Origin of the sequence: Paenibacillus puerhi, from assembly GCF_009846885.1 — a bacterium.
Lineage (GTDB): Bacteria > Bacillota > Bacilli > Paenibacillales > NBRC-103111 > Paenibacillus_G > Paenibacillus_G puerhi.
The window spans coordinates 206,707-223,369 of sequence record NZ_WUWM01000001.1 but is presented as its reverse complement, the minus strand read 5'-3'; the positions used below and the strand labels follow the sequence as shown (position 1 = coordinate 223,369).

The 16,663-nt window shown below is 55.8% G+C and carries 15 protein-coding genes; 1 reads left to right on the top strand and 14 read right to left on the bottom strand.

Features of this window, described 5'->3' with window-relative positions:
* Complete coding sequence (locus tag GSF01_RS00965; protein ID WP_159881143.1) at window positions 1-663, top strand: Crp/Fnr family transcriptional regulator; 663 nt, start codon at window positions 1-3, stop codon at window positions 661-663.
* Window positions 664-670: 7 nt separating this feature from the next.
* Here GSF01_RS00965 and hemG read toward each other — a convergent pair whose 3' ends face one another.
* From hemG to lon, 14 genes are all read right to left on the bottom strand, one after another.
* A complete protein-coding gene (hemG, locus tag GSF01_RS00960) occupies window positions 671-2,122 on the bottom strand; it encodes a protoporphyrinogen oxidase (RefSeq protein WP_159881142.1) in 1,452 nt (483 codons plus the stop codon).
* A gap of 5 nt (window positions 2,123-2,127) precedes the next feature.
* Window positions 2,128-3,093, bottom strand: coding sequence for a ferrochelatase (gene hemH / locus GSF01_RS00955; RefSeq protein ID WP_159881141.1), 966 nt, complete (start codon window positions 3,091-3,093; stop codon window positions 2,128-2,130).
* 1 nt (window position 3,094) lies between these two features.
* On the bottom strand, window positions 3,095-4,168 hold the full coding sequence (gene hemE, locus GSF01_RS00950) for a uroporphyrinogen decarboxylase (protein WP_159881140.1): 1,074 nt from the start codon (window positions 4,166-4,168) through the stop codon (window positions 3,095-3,097).
* Between the two features lie 199 nt (window positions 4,169-4,367).
* A complete protein-coding gene (gene hemB, locus GSF01_RS00945) occupies window positions 4,368-5,360 on the bottom strand; it encodes a porphobilinogen synthase (protein ID WP_159881139.1) in 993 nt (330 codons plus the stop codon).
* A 37-nt stretch (window positions 5,361-5,397) separates the two neighbouring features.
* Window positions 5,398-6,933, bottom strand: a complete 1,536-nt coding sequence (gene cobA / locus GSF01_RS00940) for a uroporphyrinogen-III C-methyltransferase (protein ID WP_159881138.1) — start codon at window positions 6,931-6,933, stop codon at window positions 5,398-5,400.
* A gap of 119 nt (window positions 6,934-7,052) precedes the next feature.
* Window positions 7,053-8,000: a hydroxymethylbilane synthase gene (gene hemC / locus GSF01_RS00935; RefSeq protein ID WP_159881137.1), complete on the bottom strand. Its 948-nt coding sequence runs from the start codon at window positions 7,998-8,000 to the stop codon at window positions 7,053-7,055.
* Between the two features lie 17 nt (window positions 8,001-8,017).
* Complete coding sequence (locus GSF01_RS00930; protein WP_159881136.1) at window positions 8,018-8,722, bottom strand: precorrin-2 dehydrogenase/sirohydrochlorin ferrochelatase family protein; 705 nt, start codon at window positions 8,720-8,722, stop codon at window positions 8,018-8,020.
* A gap of 17 nt (window positions 8,723-8,739) precedes the next feature.
* Window positions 8,740-9,564 (bottom strand): cytochrome c biogenesis protein CcsA, encoded by an 825-nt coding sequence (gene ccsA / locus GSF01_RS00925; RefSeq protein WP_159881135.1) that lies wholly within the window; start codon window positions 9,562-9,564, stop codon window positions 8,740-8,742.
* Between the two features lie 17 nt (window positions 9,565-9,581).
* A complete protein-coding gene (gene hemA / locus GSF01_RS00920; protein ID WP_159881296.1) occupies window positions 9,582-10,979 on the bottom strand; it encodes a glutamyl-tRNA reductase in 1,398 nt (465 codons plus the stop codon).
* A gap of 202 nt (window positions 10,980-11,181) precedes the next feature.
* Complete coding sequence (locus GSF01_RS00915; RefSeq protein WP_159881134.1) at window positions 11,182-11,712, bottom strand: S-adenosylmethionine decarboxylase; 531 nt, start codon at window positions 11,710-11,712, stop codon at window positions 11,182-11,184.
* Between the two features lie 140 nt (window positions 11,713-11,852).
* Window positions 11,853-12,254, bottom strand: coding sequence for an adenosylmethionine decarboxylase (gene speD, locus GSF01_RS00910; protein ID WP_159881133.1), 402 nt, complete (start codon window positions 12,252-12,254; stop codon window positions 11,853-11,855).
* Window positions 12,255-12,592: 338 nt separating this feature from the next.
* Window positions 12,593-13,180 carry a non-ribosomal peptide synthetase module gene (locus GSF01_RS00905; RefSeq protein ID WP_201305290.1) on the bottom strand — a complete coding sequence of 196 codons (588 nt, stop codon included), beginning with the start codon at window positions 13,178-13,180 and terminating at the stop codon, window positions 12,593-12,595.
* Between the two features lie 395 nt (window positions 13,181-13,575).
* Window positions 13,576-14,241 (bottom strand): ribosome biogenesis GTP-binding protein YihA/YsxC, encoded by a 666-nt coding sequence (gene yihA / locus GSF01_RS00900; RefSeq protein WP_159881131.1) that lies wholly within the window; start codon window positions 14,239-14,241, stop codon window positions 13,576-13,578.
* 48 nt (window positions 14,242-14,289) lie between these two features.
* Window positions 14,290-16,620 carry an endopeptidase La gene (gene lon / locus GSF01_RS00895; RefSeq protein WP_159881130.1) on the bottom strand — a complete coding sequence of 777 codons (2,331 nt, stop codon included), beginning with the start codon at window positions 16,618-16,620 and terminating at the stop codon, window positions 14,290-14,292.
* Window positions 16,621-16,663 lie beyond the last annotated feature (43 nt).

Sequence of the window (16,663 nt, the reverse complement as noted above, 5' to 3'; positions counted from 1 at the left end):
ATGATTGATTTTCTAAAGAAGGTTCCCCTGTTCAGCAATCTGAATGCCCATCAGCTCGAAAGCATCGCCGCCATCTGCAGTAAAAAAACGTTCCCCGCCGGGGTCGTTCTGTTCGAGGAAAAGGAGCCTGGCTCGGTGTTCTACATCGTATTCAGCGGCTCGGTCAAAATTTATAACCGTTCGCTAAGCGGCGAGGAGAAGATCTTGTCCGTCTTCAAGCCAGGCGAGAGCTTCGGCGAATTATCTCTGATCGACGGAAAACCCCGCTCCACCTCTGCTCAAACGCTGGAAAGCTGCGTTCTGATTACGTTAACCGCCTCGAGCTTCCTCGATCTGCTCCGGATGAATTTCGATATTTGCCTGCTGATCATGCAAGAGCTATGCGGTCGTCTACGCGAAACCAACCAGCATGTCTATGATCTGACCTTCCTGGATGCGCGCTCCCGCGTCATCAAAAGCTTGATCAAGCTCGCCAATAAAAACGGCATTCGTCAAGGCAATACGGTAACGATCCGCACGATGCTGGATTATAATGAAATCTCCCAGCTCGCCGGCGTCGAGAAGCTTGCCCTGATGCAGGTCATGAGAGATCTGCAGGAGAAGCAGATCCTGGCCTTCAACGGACAGGAAATGATGCTGAATCTCGGCAATCTGGCCAACTAGCCGTTCTCTATCCGCCGGACGTGCTGGAAGCCTTTAGTTTCTTCGCCAGCTCCAGCCCTGTCTCCTTGCCTTGTCTGATGCAGTCCGGCAGTCCTACCCCGTAGAAGGCGGCTCCGGTCGCCAAGACGCCGGGCAGGCCCGAAGCCAGCTCGGCGCGCACACGCTTTATCCGTTCCAGGTGACCGACCGGATATTGCGGCATAGACCGCATCAGCGGCGTCATCTCGGTAAAGAGCGGTTCTGCCGAGAGCCCCATCGTTTCCTTCAGATCTTTGCGAACGGCCCGAATGACCTCATCCTCGGTCATATGCATCCACCGGTCATCCCCCGAACGGCCTACATAGCAGCGCAGCAGCACTTTGCCGTGGGGAGCGGTATGCAGCCATTTGACCGAGGTCCAGGTACATGCCGTAATAAATCTTTCTTCCCCTCTCGACACGACGAAGCCGCTCCCATCAAGCTTCTCCTTCAGATCGCTTTCATCGAAAGCCAATACGACATTGGCCACGGACACATGCTCAATGGCTCTAAGCTCGGCCGCAGCCTCGGAAGCCGCGTCTTCCAGCACTCCGGCCATCGCGTAGGCCGGCAGCGTTACGATCACGCCGTCCGTCTCATCGGCCTCACCGTCCTCCCGGACAAGCCGGTAGCCCTCCCTTGAAGGCGTCACGGAAGAGATGCCGCAGCCTTTCACGAAACGCACATTGTCCAAGGCATCGATCAGGCCGTGTACGATCGTCTCCAGACCGTCCTTGAACGTCAAGAAGGTCGTGTTTTTGGCCGCCTCCGGCAGCGTACGGCTCTCCTCGCCGCCTTCCTTGCGGTTTTTCATCATGCCCAGAATCAGACTGCGATGCTTTTGCTCGATGCTATGAAACTGAGGAAAGGTCCCCTTCAAGCTAAGCGCATACGTATCCCCTGCATAAATGCCGGCCAGCAGCGGCTCGGCAATCTGGGACAGCACCTCTCGGCCAAGCCTACGCTCCAGAAAGGAGCCCAGCGACTCGTCTTCCGGTGAAGTCCGCTTGGGCAGCACCAGATCGAGAGCCGCTCTCGCCTTGCCTTTCGCCGACAGCAGGCCTGTCCGCATAAACGGCCCCAGCTGAGTAGGTATGCCGAGCATCAGCCCGGGGGGCATGCGATGCAGCTTCCCTCCGGACAGGATATACGTTTTCTTCGCATTCGGATTCGTCCCTGTCAGGCAATCCTCAAGTCCGAGCTCCCGGGCAAGCTCCACTATAGCCGGCTTTCGGGCCAGGAACGAATCCGGTCCCCGTTCGATAACGAAGCCGTCCCGGTGAAGCGTCTTGATCTTGCCTCCGAAGGAGTCGCTTTTCTCATATATCGTAATTTGGTAAGGAACGCCATCGGCTTCCATCTGCTTTTTCAGATAGTAAGCAGCGCTAAGACCGGTAATGCCTCCTCCGATAATGGCTGCTCGCCTAGGAGTCGTTTCCATAGTCGTCATCTCTCTTCGGCGAACGCCTGCGCATAGACAACGTCGCTCAAGGTCTCCATGTAGAGCGGGTCCGTGTTGAGCGAGCGCGTGCGTTCCAGATGAATGCCCAGCTCCCTTGCTGTATGCTGCGCTTCAATATCCAGATCGTACAGCACTTCCAGATGATCCGATACGAAGCCTACCGGACAGACGAGCACATGCTCGGCCCGGTTTTCCTGCTTCACCGTTCTCAGCACGTCCAGCAGATCCGGTCCAAGCCACGGCACTCCCGTTTGGCCGGCGCTCTGCCAGCCGAACTGCCAGCGCGCGATGCCTGCACGTTCGGCGACTGCCCGGGATGTCTCGAGCAGTTGCTCCGGATAAGGGTCCTTCATCTCCAGAATCTTCTCCGGGAGACTATGAGCGGTAAACAGGACCAGCACCTTATCCTTGTCTGCCCCTTCGAAGCGGGACAGCGCTTCCTCCACCCGGATCGCCAACGCTTCGATCAGCTTAGGATGCAGGTGGTAGCTTCGCACAAAGCTCATCTTCAAGCCCAGCTCGCTTGCTTTCTCCTGAGCCCTCTTGATGTATCCGCCAACGCTCATGATCGAATAATGTGGCGCGAGTACGACGCCTACCGCTTCCGTGATGCCGTCCGCCGCCATGCGTTCGACGCCGTCCTCGATGAAGGGGGACGCATGCTTAAGTCCTTGGTAGCAGACAAACGAAGCATGCGGGTAGGTCTCATTCAGCTTGGTTTCCAGCGCCTTGACCTGCTTATCCGTATTTTCCCGGAGCGGAAATACGCCTCCGACAATCGCCTCATACCGGTCCGTCAAGTCCTTCAGCTGCTCAGGCGACGGGGGATTGCCCCGCCTTATATGGGTATAGTAAGCTTCGACTTGCTCGATACTCTCCGGCGTACCGTAGGACATGACCAGCACGCCGACTTTCCGCCCGCTCGTTCGATGGATCGACTGATCGCTCATATTAAGCGCCGCTCCCTTGGTTGATAGTAGCCTGCTCCTTCAGCGCTTGCCTGGAGTAGTCGTGCACAAAGTCCGTCAGTTCCTTGAGCTTATCCAGCGAGGCCTCAGGGAACAGGCCGTGTCCCAGGTTGAACACGTAGCCGGGCTCTTGGACCCCCTGGTCGATAATCGCTTTCGCCTGTTCCTTGATGAAGGACATCGGCGCGGTCAGCACGAACGGATCGAGATTGCCCTGTACCGCATAGTTGTGGCCCAGGCGGCGTCTGCCCTCGGCAATCGATACGCGCCAGTCCAGACCGATCACGTCAGCTTGAAGGCCTTGCAGCTCAGGGAGCAGCTCCCCGGAGGCCACGCCCGGAAAATAAATTTTCGGCACGTCCAGGTGGCTCAGCTCGCTGAAGATGCGGCGCATCGTCGGCAGCACGAACACCCGGAAGTCTGCCGGCGACAGGGCGCCTACCCAACTGTCGAACACCTGGAACGCTTTCGCGCCCGAGGCGACATGGGCTTTCAAATACGTGATGACCATATCGCCAAGCTTATCCATCAACTGAAACCATACCTTCGGTTCGCCGTACATCAGCGACTTGGTCCGAATATAGCTCTTGGACGGTCTTCCTTCGATCAGATAGCTCGCGATGGTGAACGGCGCTCCCGCAAACGTAATCAACGGCACCTTCAGATCGGCCGCCAGCAGCTCGATCGTACGGATCACATGAGACAGATCGGCCTCTACCTGGATCGGACGAAGCCGCTCCACATCAGCCGCCGTACGGATCGGATTATCGATCACCGGCCCGACGTTCTGCACGATATCGAAGTCAATGCCTATCGAGGCTACCGGATTCATAATATCGGAATACAGAATCGCTGCATCCACTCCGAGCTTCTTCACCGGCATCAGCGTAACTTCGGCCGCCAGCTCAGGCTGCTTACAGATTTCGAGCAGGCTGTATTTTTCCTTAATTTTCCTGTAGTCCGGATCGTACCTTCCCGCCTGCCGCATGTACCAGACCGGCAGTTCAGAGACAGGCTCACGTTTACAAGCACGAATAAACAGATCATTATAACTCATAGATGCATCCTCTTTTCCGCATACTTCCAAGCTATACCTACCATTATGCCCTATTTGGAATCGGGTAACAACGCGTGGAGGCCTTTGTTTCCGACAAAAGTTTGACATCGCCTCCCGGCAAGGTCTAAAGTCCCCCGTCCGGAACGGGAAAAAGGCATCCTGTCTCCTCGAAGGGGGCAGAATGCCTGAGCGAAAGCGTCTAGGCTTGCAGCCAACGGACGATATCTTTGGCAAAATACGTAATGATTAAATCCGCCCCCGCACGCTTGAAGCCAACCATCGTTTCGAGCACAATCGATCTTTCATCGATCCAGCCCTGGGCGGCAGCTGCCTTCACCATGGAGTACTCGGCGCTTACGTTATACGCGACAAGAGGCAGGTCATACCGGTCGCGAAGCATGCGCAGCACATCCATGTAAGCCAGCGCGGGCTTCACCATCAGGAAGTCAGCGCCTTCCGCTATGTCGCTCTCCGCTTCGCGAAGAGCTTCCCGGGCGTTGGCCGGGTCCATCTGGTACGTCCTGCGGTCACCGAACTGCGGCGTCGAATGAGCGGCGTCGCGGAAGGGCCCGTAGAAGGACGACGCGTACTTCACCGAATAGGACATGATCGGCACATGCTCATAGCCGGCAGCGTCCAGCCCTTGACGGATAGCATATACGAAGCCGTCCATCATGTTGGAAGGCGCGATAATATCCGCCCCCGCCTCTGCTTGCGACACGGCCGCTTTGGTCAACAGCTCCAGCGAAGGATCGTTCCGGACGTCGGCGGTACCCTTAGCCTGATCAACATGAACCACTCCGCAATGGCCGTGGTCGGTAAACTGGCACAGGCACGTATCCGCCACGACTAGCAGGTCGGGAGCCCATTGCTTAATCCGCCTCGTCGCTTGCTGCACGATTCCGTTAGGATCATACGCGGAGCTGCCATGGGCATCCTTCTCGTGAGGAACCCCGAACAACAGCACGGCCTGGATCCCTAGCGACACGACCTCGCGGATCTCTTCCTCCAGCCGATCAAGCGAATAGTGATACACCCCCGGCATCGAGGGGATTTCATTCAGAACGTTCGCGCCATGCGTGACGAAGATCGGGTAGATCAAGTCATTCACCGATACGGCATGCTCGCGAACCAGATTGCGCATAGCAGCCGATGCACGCAGCCGGCGGTTTCTTACGATGGGAAAACTCATGATCCTTCTCCTCCTAGCCTATCCATTCTGCTTATCGTCAGGATTGCTCCCCGAGCATGCTGAGTACCAGCGAGTCCACCGTCGCTTCCTCAGCCATATAATCAACCCTTAGCCCTAGCTTCTCGGCCGTCTGAGCCGTCAGCGGCCCGATACAGGCGATCTGGCAGCCCTGCAGCAGCTCCAGCGGCTCCTCCACTCCGAGACGCTTCAACGCCTGCACCAGATTGGTGACGGTCGAGGAGCTGGTGAACGTAATAATATGAATCATGCCCTGGCGCAGCAGGCCAAGCACTTCATCCCCGCCGTCTGTCTCCAGCACATTCTCGTAGATATCGATTTTGACGACATCCATCCCGTGCTCCTTGAGCTTGTCAGGCAGCGTCGTACGAGCGATGTCGGCCGTAGCCAGCAGCACACGCTCCCCTGGCTGCAGTCGGGGCGCCAGCGTCTCGAACAGCGCCTCCCCTTGATATACCGGCGGGATGGCTTCGACGAACAGCCCTCTTGCCTCCAGCGCAGCGGCTGTCTTGGGTCCTACTGCCATGAGCCTAGCCCCGGCGAGGGAACGGATATCCCGGCGCAGCTCCTTCAACCGGTCGAAGAAAGCCTCTACGCCATTCACGCTGGTAAAGATGACCCAGTCAAAGGTGTGCAAATTCTCCAGCGCTTGATCCCGGGCCTCCTGAGCCTCCTGCCCGGTCGGAGGCTGCGTACGGATCACCGGAAACTCGACAGCCTCCCCGCCGCGTTCCTCGATCTGGCCGACCAGCACGCTTGCCTGGCTGCGCGCCCTTGTCACTAGGATACGCCGCCCGAACAGCGGCTTCTTCTCGAACCAGGCGAGCTTGCTGCGCAGCTTGACGACCTCGCCGACGATGGTGACAGCCGGCGATTGGAAGCCCGCCGTCCTGACCTTCTCTACGATATCGGTCAAGGTGCCGGTCAGCGTCTCCTGCTCCATCCAGGTTCCCCAGCGGATCAGGGCGACCGGAGTATCGGGAGATTTGCCTCCCTCCACCAGTTGGGCGCAGATTGTCTCCAGATTGGCGACTCCCATCAGAAAAATCAGCGTGCCGGAAGCTTGCGCTACATTAGGCCAATTGACGCTCGAATAGGTTTTGTTCTTGTATTCATGTCCGGTGACGATCGAGAACGAAGACGTAAAGTCTCGGTGCGTCACCGGGATGCCTGCATACGCCGGCACGGCGATGGCCGACGTTATGCCTGGCACGATTTCGAAAGGAATGCCATTATCGGCTAGCAGCTCGGCTTCTTCTCCCACGCGTCCGAATACGCTGGGGTCCCCTCCCTTGAGGCGAGTGACGGTTTTGCCTTGAAGCGCAAGATCCACCAGCAGCTGGTTGATCTCCTCCTGCTTCATCATGTGCTTGTCGGGCAGCTTGCCGACGAATATTTTCTCTGCTCCCGGCTTCATATGCCGGAGCAGCCGCGGATTGGCCAGCCGGTCGTAGACGACGACATCAGCCCGCTGGATAGCCTCCAGACCGCGCAGCGTAATGAGCTTCGGGTCACCGGGACCTGCTCCTACCAAATAAACGGTCACCTTGCTCATAAACGCTTCTCCCCTTACCCTGTCCATATTCTCAGCCACCCATTAGATCCTCTTTACTTTACCGTCAACCCGGCGGAAGGCGATAGCCTGTCCGCGAGGCAAGCCGGAGGCATTCCCTGTTATTCCCTTGCGGCATCCAGGAGCTCGGCCGCTCCTCGGCCGATCAGCGTTTCCGCAAGACTTAAGCCCAATACGACCGGATCCGCTCCGTACATCGTCTCCTTGAGCATGTTCTTCCCGTCCGGCGAGGCGACCATCCCCGTCAGCTCGATGCGCGGACGTCCGTCGCTGCCTGCTTCTCCCGTCAGCTTGGCATAGGCCCCGATCGGCACCTGGCAGCCGCCGTTCAGCTTCCCGAGGAAGCTGCGTTCCGCTTCGACCGCGATCGCCGTCGCCTCATGGCGGTATTTGGCCAGCAGTGCCAATACGAAATCGTCATCGCTGCGGCACTCGATGCAGAGCGCGCCCTGACCAACCGCAGGCAAGCACAGCTCGGGCTCCAGGTAAGCGGATATGCGGTCATGCCAGCCGATGCGGTGCAGCCCCGCGCCTGCAAGCAGAATAGCGTCAAAGCCCTCCGTTTCAAGCTTGCGAAGCCTTGAATCGATATTGCCCCGTATCGGCTCGATCACGAGATCGGGACGGTAGTGCTGCAGCTGACTTGCTCTACGCAAACTGCTCGTTCCGACCTTCGCACCCTTCGGCAGGTCGTCAATGCTGTAGCCGTCACGCATAATCAAGCAATCCCGCGGGTCCTCACGCTCAGGTACCGCTCCGACTACAAGTCCATCCGGCAGCTCGAAGGGCATGTCCTTCATGCTGTGCACAGCGAGGTCCACGTCTCCGTCCAGCAGCGCCTGCTCGATCTCTTTAACAAATAGCCCCTTGCCTCCAACCTTGGACAGCGTGACATCCAGAATACGGTCGCCCTTGGTCACAATCTTCTTCAACTCGAACTCCGCCTCGATCCCATGCTCTGCACAAAGCTTCCGCAAGTGCTCGATCACTTGCCCGGTCTGCGTTAAGGCAAGCGCGCTTTGTCTCGTTCCCACTACGATTGTCCGCATATCTGATCGCTCCCCGCTTATGTATTGTCAACCTCTTCCATCCATGCCCCGATACGGCGTACGCCTTCCGGCGTCGGATCGCGGCGCAAACGCTCCAGCAGTTCATCCTGCAGCCGCTGCGGCCAGCCTCGGCCGTCTCTCAAGCGTGCGCGTAAATCCCACTCCAGCATGGAGCGGAATATCTTCTGCCGCACTTCCGTGTCGGACACCAGCTGCTGTACGGCCAGCCGGAGCTCCAGCATTAGATCCAGGTAAGCTTCATACCCGTCGTCCAGCCATCCCTGAAGCTCATTGCGTACGAGCCTCGACAAGCCCGGGCTGGCTCCTCCGGTGGATACGGAGATGGTAAGCCGGCCCTGCCGCAGCACGGCGGGCAGCAGGAAGTCACCATGATCCGCTTCATCGGCTCCATTGACCCAGATTCCTTGCGCAGCGCCTTCCTCGCGTACGGCCGCATTGACGGCCGCATCGTCGGTCGCCGCAAACAACAATGCCGCGCCCTTTACTTCGGACATCCCGCGCATAAACACCTGTCTCACCAGCTGCAGAGAGCCCTCTCCGGCAAGCCTCTCCAGCTCCGGCGTCACCTGAGGGCTAATCACCGTCACGGCCGCTCCTGCCTCCAGCAGGCCCGCTGCCTTGCGCTGGGCCACGCGTCCGCCTCCTATGATACAACAGCGCTTCCCTTCCAGCTGCAGCATGACCGGATATAATCGCGTCATCGCTCTTCCCGCTCTCCCTACGACCACTGATGAAAGGTCGAGTAATAGTTAGTCAGGATGAAGTTGATCAGCATGATCGTAAAAGCCGCCAGATTCCACAAGGCCAGTCTGTTCCCCGGCGACTTCAGCAGCATGCGTTGGAACAGATAAAACACATACGCCAGCAGAACAAACCAGGAGTTCAGCACCTTCGGGTCCAGGTACAGGGCGTAATCCCCTTGGATTGAGATCCAGACAATCCCGAGAGAGATCGTCAGGAGCATGAGAGGGGCGCCGATCAGGACCGCTACGAACGCAAAGTGATCCATCCGCTCCAGGCTAGGCAATCGCTGCATCTGCTGCGTCCACTGCTTCTCCTTCAGCTTACGGTGCAGGAACAAGTACATCCCCGAGAAAACCGCCGACACGACAAAGGCCGCATAGCCGGCCGCCGCCAGCGAAATATGGATAAATAAGAGCTCGTCCTTAATATTCCAATGCGAGAGCGCCGGCGACAAGCCCGGCTCGGAGAACATATTCAGCGCCAGTACCGAAAAACCAAGCACATTCACGAAAAACACAAACAGCTCGATCCGAAAAAAACGGCTGACGGCAAGCGATACTGTCACTAGCAGCCAAGCAAATATAAATAAAGTCTCAAACATAGAAAATGCCGACATGCTGGAATGAGAGGTCAGGCTGTAGGCAAGATAACCCGTTTGAAATACCCATACAAAAAGAAGCAACCCTGTCCCCATCCGTTTGGCCCTTCGATTCGGATTGGTGAAATCCGCGAAGTAAAACAGGAGGCTCAGGGCATACATATACAGTATCGCATCATAAAACCAGGTTTGCATGACCATGGTCTTTCCTTTCCGGATCAGGCCTTGGCCAGCAAATCGCCGGGCACGGCTACTCGCACCTTGGCAAGTATGTCTTCTTTGGCACGCTCCTGCGCGGCCTCCGCTTCCCGCTGCCGCAGCTCCTGCTCCGCCCGCTTCTGCCCATCCAATTGCTCCTCAAGAGCGAAGATTTTCGTGAACATATCCAGCGCCTCATCCCCGTGACGCTCTGCGGCCATTTCTTTGATGCGGACTATCGGATCGCGCAGCATCTGGTTAACGATGCTCTTGGTTAATTTGCTGATGACTTTCAATTCACGCTCGTCCAGCTCAGGCAGCTTCTTCATCAGGCTTTCCATCGTTTCCTCATGAATGACGGAAGCCTTGGATTGCAGGGCCTGAATAACCGGGCTGATCCCCAGCGTCTTGGACCACTGCTCGAACGCAACCATCTCGGTCTTGATCATCTCTTCAATCTGGACAGCCGCTTTATGTCTCTCTTCCATATGGGCATTCACCAACGATTGTAAGTTGTCAATGTCGTACAGGAATACATTCGGCATCTCGCCGAGCCGGGGGTCCAGATCGCGAGGGACAGCAATATCCATCATAAACAGCGGTCGCGACCTGCGCCGCTGCAAAATACAGGATACTTGCTCGGCGGTCAGCACGTAGCCTGCCGAGCCGGTCGAGCTGATGACGATATCCGCTTCCTCCAGATGAGTCCCCAGCTTGTCCATGGTGCTTGCCACGCCTCCGAAGCGTTCCGCCAGCTCTGTGGCACGGCTTAAGGTACGGTTGATCACCGTCACCTTGCTGGCGCCGCTGCTACAGAGATGCTTTACGGTAAGCTCGCTCATCTTGCCTGCGCCGATGATAAGCACCTTCTTGTTCTCGTAGCTGCCGAAAATCCGTTTGCCAAGCTCCACCGCCGCGTAGCTGACAGAAACGGGATTATCGCCGATCCCGGTTTCGAAATGAGCCCGCTTTGCCATCGTGACCGCTTGTTTGAACAAGGTATTGAACAGCACGCCGGTCGTCTTCAGCCGCTGGGCCAGAAGGAAAGCTTCCCGCACCTGGCCCAGAATCTGAGTTTCGCCGATCACCATCGAATCCAGTCCGCTGGTTACGCGAAGCAGGTGCTCGATAGCCTTGTCGTGCTCGTAGATATACAGATGCTTGTTGAATTGCTCTTTGGGCACATGGAACCATTTTTCTATAAAGGATCTCAAGTGATGGGCGCACAGCTGCTGCGTGTCGACCGCCACATACAATTCCGTGCGGTTACAGGTGCCCACGATAACACATTCCATCACGCTCCTAGTTGCTTTAAGCTCTTGCAGCGCCAATGGTAGATCACCTTCGGCGAATGTAAATTGTTCACGAATAGACACGGGTGCCGTACGATAATTTAAACCCGCGACGACGATATGCATCTGGTTCACCTGCCCCCTCCTCCGAATTTTCAATTCATTATATCATAGGCTTGCGCGCTTCTTCGACAATATTTATGAATACTTTTCTAACGTTACGAGAATCGATGCCAATTTTAGTTTCTTCTGAAAATGCCTGCCGTATACCTCCTGCGGCTCCGTCCGTGAAAAGCTTCCCGGAATATGCGTGTCGCCATCCATCGCCTCAGGGCTGCTGTTTCCGGTCCAGCAGAGCGGCAAATGCCGTATCCGCAGCCTTCAAGGCCGAATTCTGCGAGCCGATGACCCGGCCGCCGTCATTCATCAGCTTGCCGTACGCCTCGAACAAGCCCGCATACCGTTTGGAAGCCTCCGCGAGCATGGCCTGCTCCTCAGCCTTCAGAGGGCGCGTTCCCCCCACCTGCAGACGCAGCAGGTACTGGAGCAGGCCCGATAGCGACTCCAGCCTGGCCAGCCGCTCCTTGCCGTAGACCTTTACCAGATGCTCGTGCGTATACGAAGCCGAATACACAGCCTGCCTGAGCGCATTCAGCTGATCGGTATCTCTCGCCCTCGCGCTTTCCGCCAAATGACTGCCCAGCAGCTCCATCTGGAAATAGGCGACCTGATAGAGCATTTTATCCGCAGGCTCGCCCGCCTTCTCGCGCTCCGATAGCTCCGCAACCTGAAGCGCCGACCACAGCACGACCACCGCCACAATCGCATACATGAACCATTTCCTGCGTCTTTGCTTCATCGTCCTTCACCCTTCCCCCGTCCACGGCCCGCCTTCTCCGTGCAACGTTACAAGCTCTCTTCTCTGAGATTGTATGGTTTGGGGTTAAAAGAAATAACCTCGGAATATGACCTCCGAGGTTACCATATGTCAGTCTAGTATTATTTAACCAATTGAGCTTGATTCAGAACCGGTGTTTCGACTTGCAATTCGCCAATACCACGAACAATTTTCTTCGCATGTACCGTTTCAGGCTTCAATACAGACAGCATGTGCTCGATCGCGAGTTGAGGATCTACCGTTTCGCCGCACGTATAACAGTCAAGAGCCGCGAATCCTCTCTCAGGATACGTATGAATGGAGAGATGGCTTTCCGAGAGCAATACAAGAACAGTTGCTCCTTGGGGTTCAAATTGCTTCGATTGTACCGACATCACAGTTGCTCCGCATGCCTCAGCTGCTTCTACCATTTGCGCCTGTAACCATTCTGCACTGTTGAGAAGGTCAAAGTTAACTCCCCAAGTGTCTACGGCTACGTGTCTTCCGAAAGTTGAGTATTCCATCTTTCGGTTCCCCCTTCCTAGGAATAAAATGTTTTGAAAATTTCATCCGCTAGGACCTACGTCATTCACTTCTCGAGGGAATAATCTCTCGCAACATTCAATGTCCTGAGTGAATCCTGGTTCCTATTTTGTTTTCAACGAGAATAAAAATAACATCTATTGACCAGAAATGCAATACCTTTTTCAAATATATTTTTTTAAAAGAGTTGCTTCACCGGTACATGAGCACAATATGTTCAAAACTTGGCCAATGTGATCGTTTTTACCATAAAAAAAGAGCCCGCTTCCATCAGCCTTAGGCTGAAGAAAGGGGCTCGCGGGTGCAAGTGTATATGGAATTAAGCTTCGAGTACGAATAATCGGTGCGTCAGCTTGTGCAGACGACCGTCGATATGCTCGCGTAGGCCTTGGTCCGGCAGCTCGTTTCTCAAGTCAAGCAAGCTGTTGATCTGCGCACGTACGGCATCAATCTCGGCTTCCACTTCGTTCTTGTGGAACAGCTTCTCGAGCTGACCCAGCGTATCGCGGAATTCATAAACAATCTTTTCCAGCGTCTCCGTGTTTTCCGTAATCTTAACGACTGCGCCTTGTTTGTACGTATAAATCATCGTATAACCTGCGTAGATCCGGTGAACAACAGCATCTCCCTTGAAGAGGGATACGGCCTTTCGCATGGCGTTGACGATATTTTTGTTGTGGATGCGGCAGGTGCCTTGGCAGACGTACAGGCTCATTTGACGTTCGAATGACAGGACGATATTCTCATCCGCATCATCCTCCAGTACCACCTCTTGGTTACCGTTTTCCAATACTTGCACTTGCATGGAAGCGCCATGGTCCTTAAACATCCGGATAAAACTTTCCATTTCGGCTTCCGTTAACTGTAGGCAGGTTTTGACATATTCAGTCGCTAACCTATTTGCCATAAAAATCCCTCGATTCATTGGTTTCGAACCTTGAAGCCTCATTCTGTTTTGTTGTTCTATATACATTATACTACATATTTATTTAATATTCCTGCTTGCAAGCCTGTGTATTTGGCCGGAATTCAGAAAAATCCGCTTTTTACCGGAATGAGGCTGAAAGAATACGTAAAAAACTCGGTTTCCCTCACGATGCTCCTGCCATTCTTATCCGCCACCTCACAGAGTCCGGCCCAGGGTTGTGATTTTATATTCACCATTTTCCCGCCATTCGAAACAGTCCGGCAAGGCTCTTTTTTACTAAATGGAGCGGACAAACGAGCGGACAAACCAAGCCGGCTCAAAGCAAAAAAGATCCAAACCGGCGGTTGGGATCTTCTTCGTTATGCTCGTATTCGCTATTCTTCCTGGTCACCGGAGTCAGGCTCTACGACACTTGCTTCTCCGATCTCCCGCGATTCTTCGCCTTCCTCGCGGCCATATCCGATGCGCTGCTCGATGACGCTCCAAAGCTCGTCCTTCCCCAGTCCGAGCTCGGAGGAGAACATAATAAACGGGTCGCTCTTATCGGCGCCCAGCGCTTCCTTGATGATCTTGGCATGCTTCTGCCATTTCCCCTTGGGGATCTTGTCCGCCTTGGTCGTTACGATGCAGACGGGCACGCCGTTATGCTTGAGCCAGCTGTACATCGCCTCATCATCCTTGGACGGCGGGTGGCGCAGATCGATGATGAGCAGCACCAGCTTGAGAAATTCGCGTCCGAGCAAGTACTCCTCGATGAACTTCCCCCACTTCTCCCGCTCCGTCTTCGATACCTGTGCATAGCCATAACCCGGCAAGTCGACGAAATAAAGATCGTTATTAATCCGGTAATAGTTTAATTGCTGCGTCTTACCTGGCTTGGAGCTCGTTCTTGCCAGATTTTTACGGTTGATCATCCGGTTAATCAGCGAGGACTTCCCGACATTAGAACGCCCTGCCAGAGCTAGCTCCGGCAAGGCATCCACAGGATACTGATTCGGACGAACCGCGCTGATAATAAACTCAGCTTGATTGACCTTCATTGATGCTCACTCATTTCCGATTCTCAATTCTTGCGGCTTGAGGCCGGTCTACACCCGCGCAGGCTTTACCAGCGCGCGCTCCAGCACCTCATCCATATGCGACACCGGATAGAACGTCAGCTCGCGGCGGACGCTTTCCGGAATTTCCTCAATATCCTTCTCGTTATCCTTCGGCAAAATGATGGTGCGGATGCCGGCGCGGTGGGCTGCCAGACATTTTTCCTTCAAGCCGCCGATCGGCAGCACGCGGCCTCGTAGCGTAATTTCCCCCGTCATCGCCACATGCCGGGAGACCGGTATGTTCGTTAGGGCCGAGATCAGCGCAGTCCCCATCGTAATGCCTGCTGAAGGTCCGTCCTTGGGGATGGCGCCTTCCGGAATATGAATATGAATATCGAACTTCTCATGGAAATCAGGCTGTATACGGAACTGATCGACCCGGGAGCGCGTGTAGCTGAATGCGGCCTGGGCCGATTCCTTCATCACGTCCCCCAGCTTCCCCGTCAGCGTCAGCTTGCCGCTGCCCGGCATGACCGTTACCTCGATGACCAGCGTATCGCCGCCCACCTCGGTCCAGGCAAGCCCTGTAACGGCGCCGATCTGATCCCGCTCCTCGGCAACGCCGAAGCGGAATTTGGCCGGCCCGAGAAACTCCTTCAGGTTATCCACCGTGACCTGCACGCTAGACGTCCCGCCAACCACTTGCTTGGCCGCCTTGCGGCAGACGGAGGAGATTTGCTGCTCCAGGTTGCGGACCCCCGCCTCCCGCGTGTACTCGCGCACAGTCCGCATGAGCGCGGCTTCCTCATAGACCAGCTGGCCATCCTCAAGGCCATGATCGCGCTTCTGCTTCGGCAGCAAATAATGAAGGGCGATATTCAGCTTCTCGATCTCCGTATAGCCCGGGATATACAGCACTTCCATCCGGTCCAGCAGCGGCCTCGGAATATTATGGACCGCATTGGCAGTCGTCACGAACATAACGTTCGATAAATCGAACGGCACTTCGACGTAATGGTCGCTAAACGTTGAGTTCTGCTCGGGATCAAGCACTTCCAGCAGCGCAGAAGCCGGGTCGCCCCGGAAATCCATCGCCATCTTGTCGATCTCATCAAGCAGGAATACCGGATTGCCCGTACCCGCCGTCTTCATGCCCTGGATGATCCGCCCCGGCATGGCGCCAACGTACGTGCGCCGGTGTCCGCGAATCTCCGCCTCGTCCCGGACGCCCCCAAGCGAGATCCGGACAAATTCGCGGCCCAAAGACCTCGCAATCGATCGGGCGATCGACGTTTTCCCTACCCCCGGCGGTCCGACGAGACATAGGATCGGGCCCTTCAGCTTCTTGACCAGCTTCTGGACGGCCAAATACTCCAGCACCCGTTCCTTTGGCTTCTCCAGGCCATAGTGATCCTGATTGAGAATTTCCTCGGCTTTTTGAATATCCAGATCGTCCTCGGTTGTATGCGTCCACGGCAGGCCGAGCAGCCAATCGATATAATTACGAATAACGGACCCTTCCGCCGAGGTAGCCGGCATTTTCTCAAGCCGTTCGATTTCTTTCTCGATGCGCTCGCGCACTTTATCCGGAACCTGGCTTTCGTTCAACTGGTTGCGCAGTTCGTCGGCCTCGCCGGCGCGCCCTTCCTTCTCGCCGAGCTCCTTCTGGATCGCCTTCATCTGCTCGCGGAGATAGTACTCCTTCTGAGTTTTTTCCATCTGCTTCTTCACGCGCTGGCTGATCTTGCGCTCCAGCTCGAGCACTTCCCGCTCGTTGTTCAGAATGCCGAGAAGCTTCTCCAGGCGCTGCTTGACGTCGACGGTTTCCAGAATGTCCTGCTTATCTTTAATTTTCAGTGACAAATGACTGCAGATGACATCGGCCAGCCTTCCCGGCTCCTCGATATCCGAAACGGCAGCAAGCGTTTCCGGCGTCACTTTCTTAGATAGATTGATATAATGTTCGAACTGGGTCAGTACCGTGCGCATAAGCGCATCGATCTCTGGATCGGAGCTGTCCTGCTCCGGAAGCTCACGAACATTTACTTCGTAGTATTCTTCATTGGTCAGGAATTCGGCGATCTCCGCCCGGATGACGCCTTCGACCAGCACGCGGATCGTCCCGTTAGGGAGCTTCAGCATCTGCCGGACCTTGGCGATCGTGCCGATCCGGTATATATCCTCGGTCTTCGGTTCCTCGATATTCACCTCGGACTGCGAGCACAACAGTATCATGCTGTCCTCGACCATCGCCTTCTCCAGCGCGCGAACCGACTTTTCTCTGCCGACGTCCAAATGCAGCACCATACTCGGGTACACAAGAAGCCCCCGCAGCGGCAGCAGCGGCAACCGTCGCATCTTTTGCTTGCCCGGTCCCATAACAACCGCACCTCCAGACTTTACTGACTTGCTGATCGTTCAT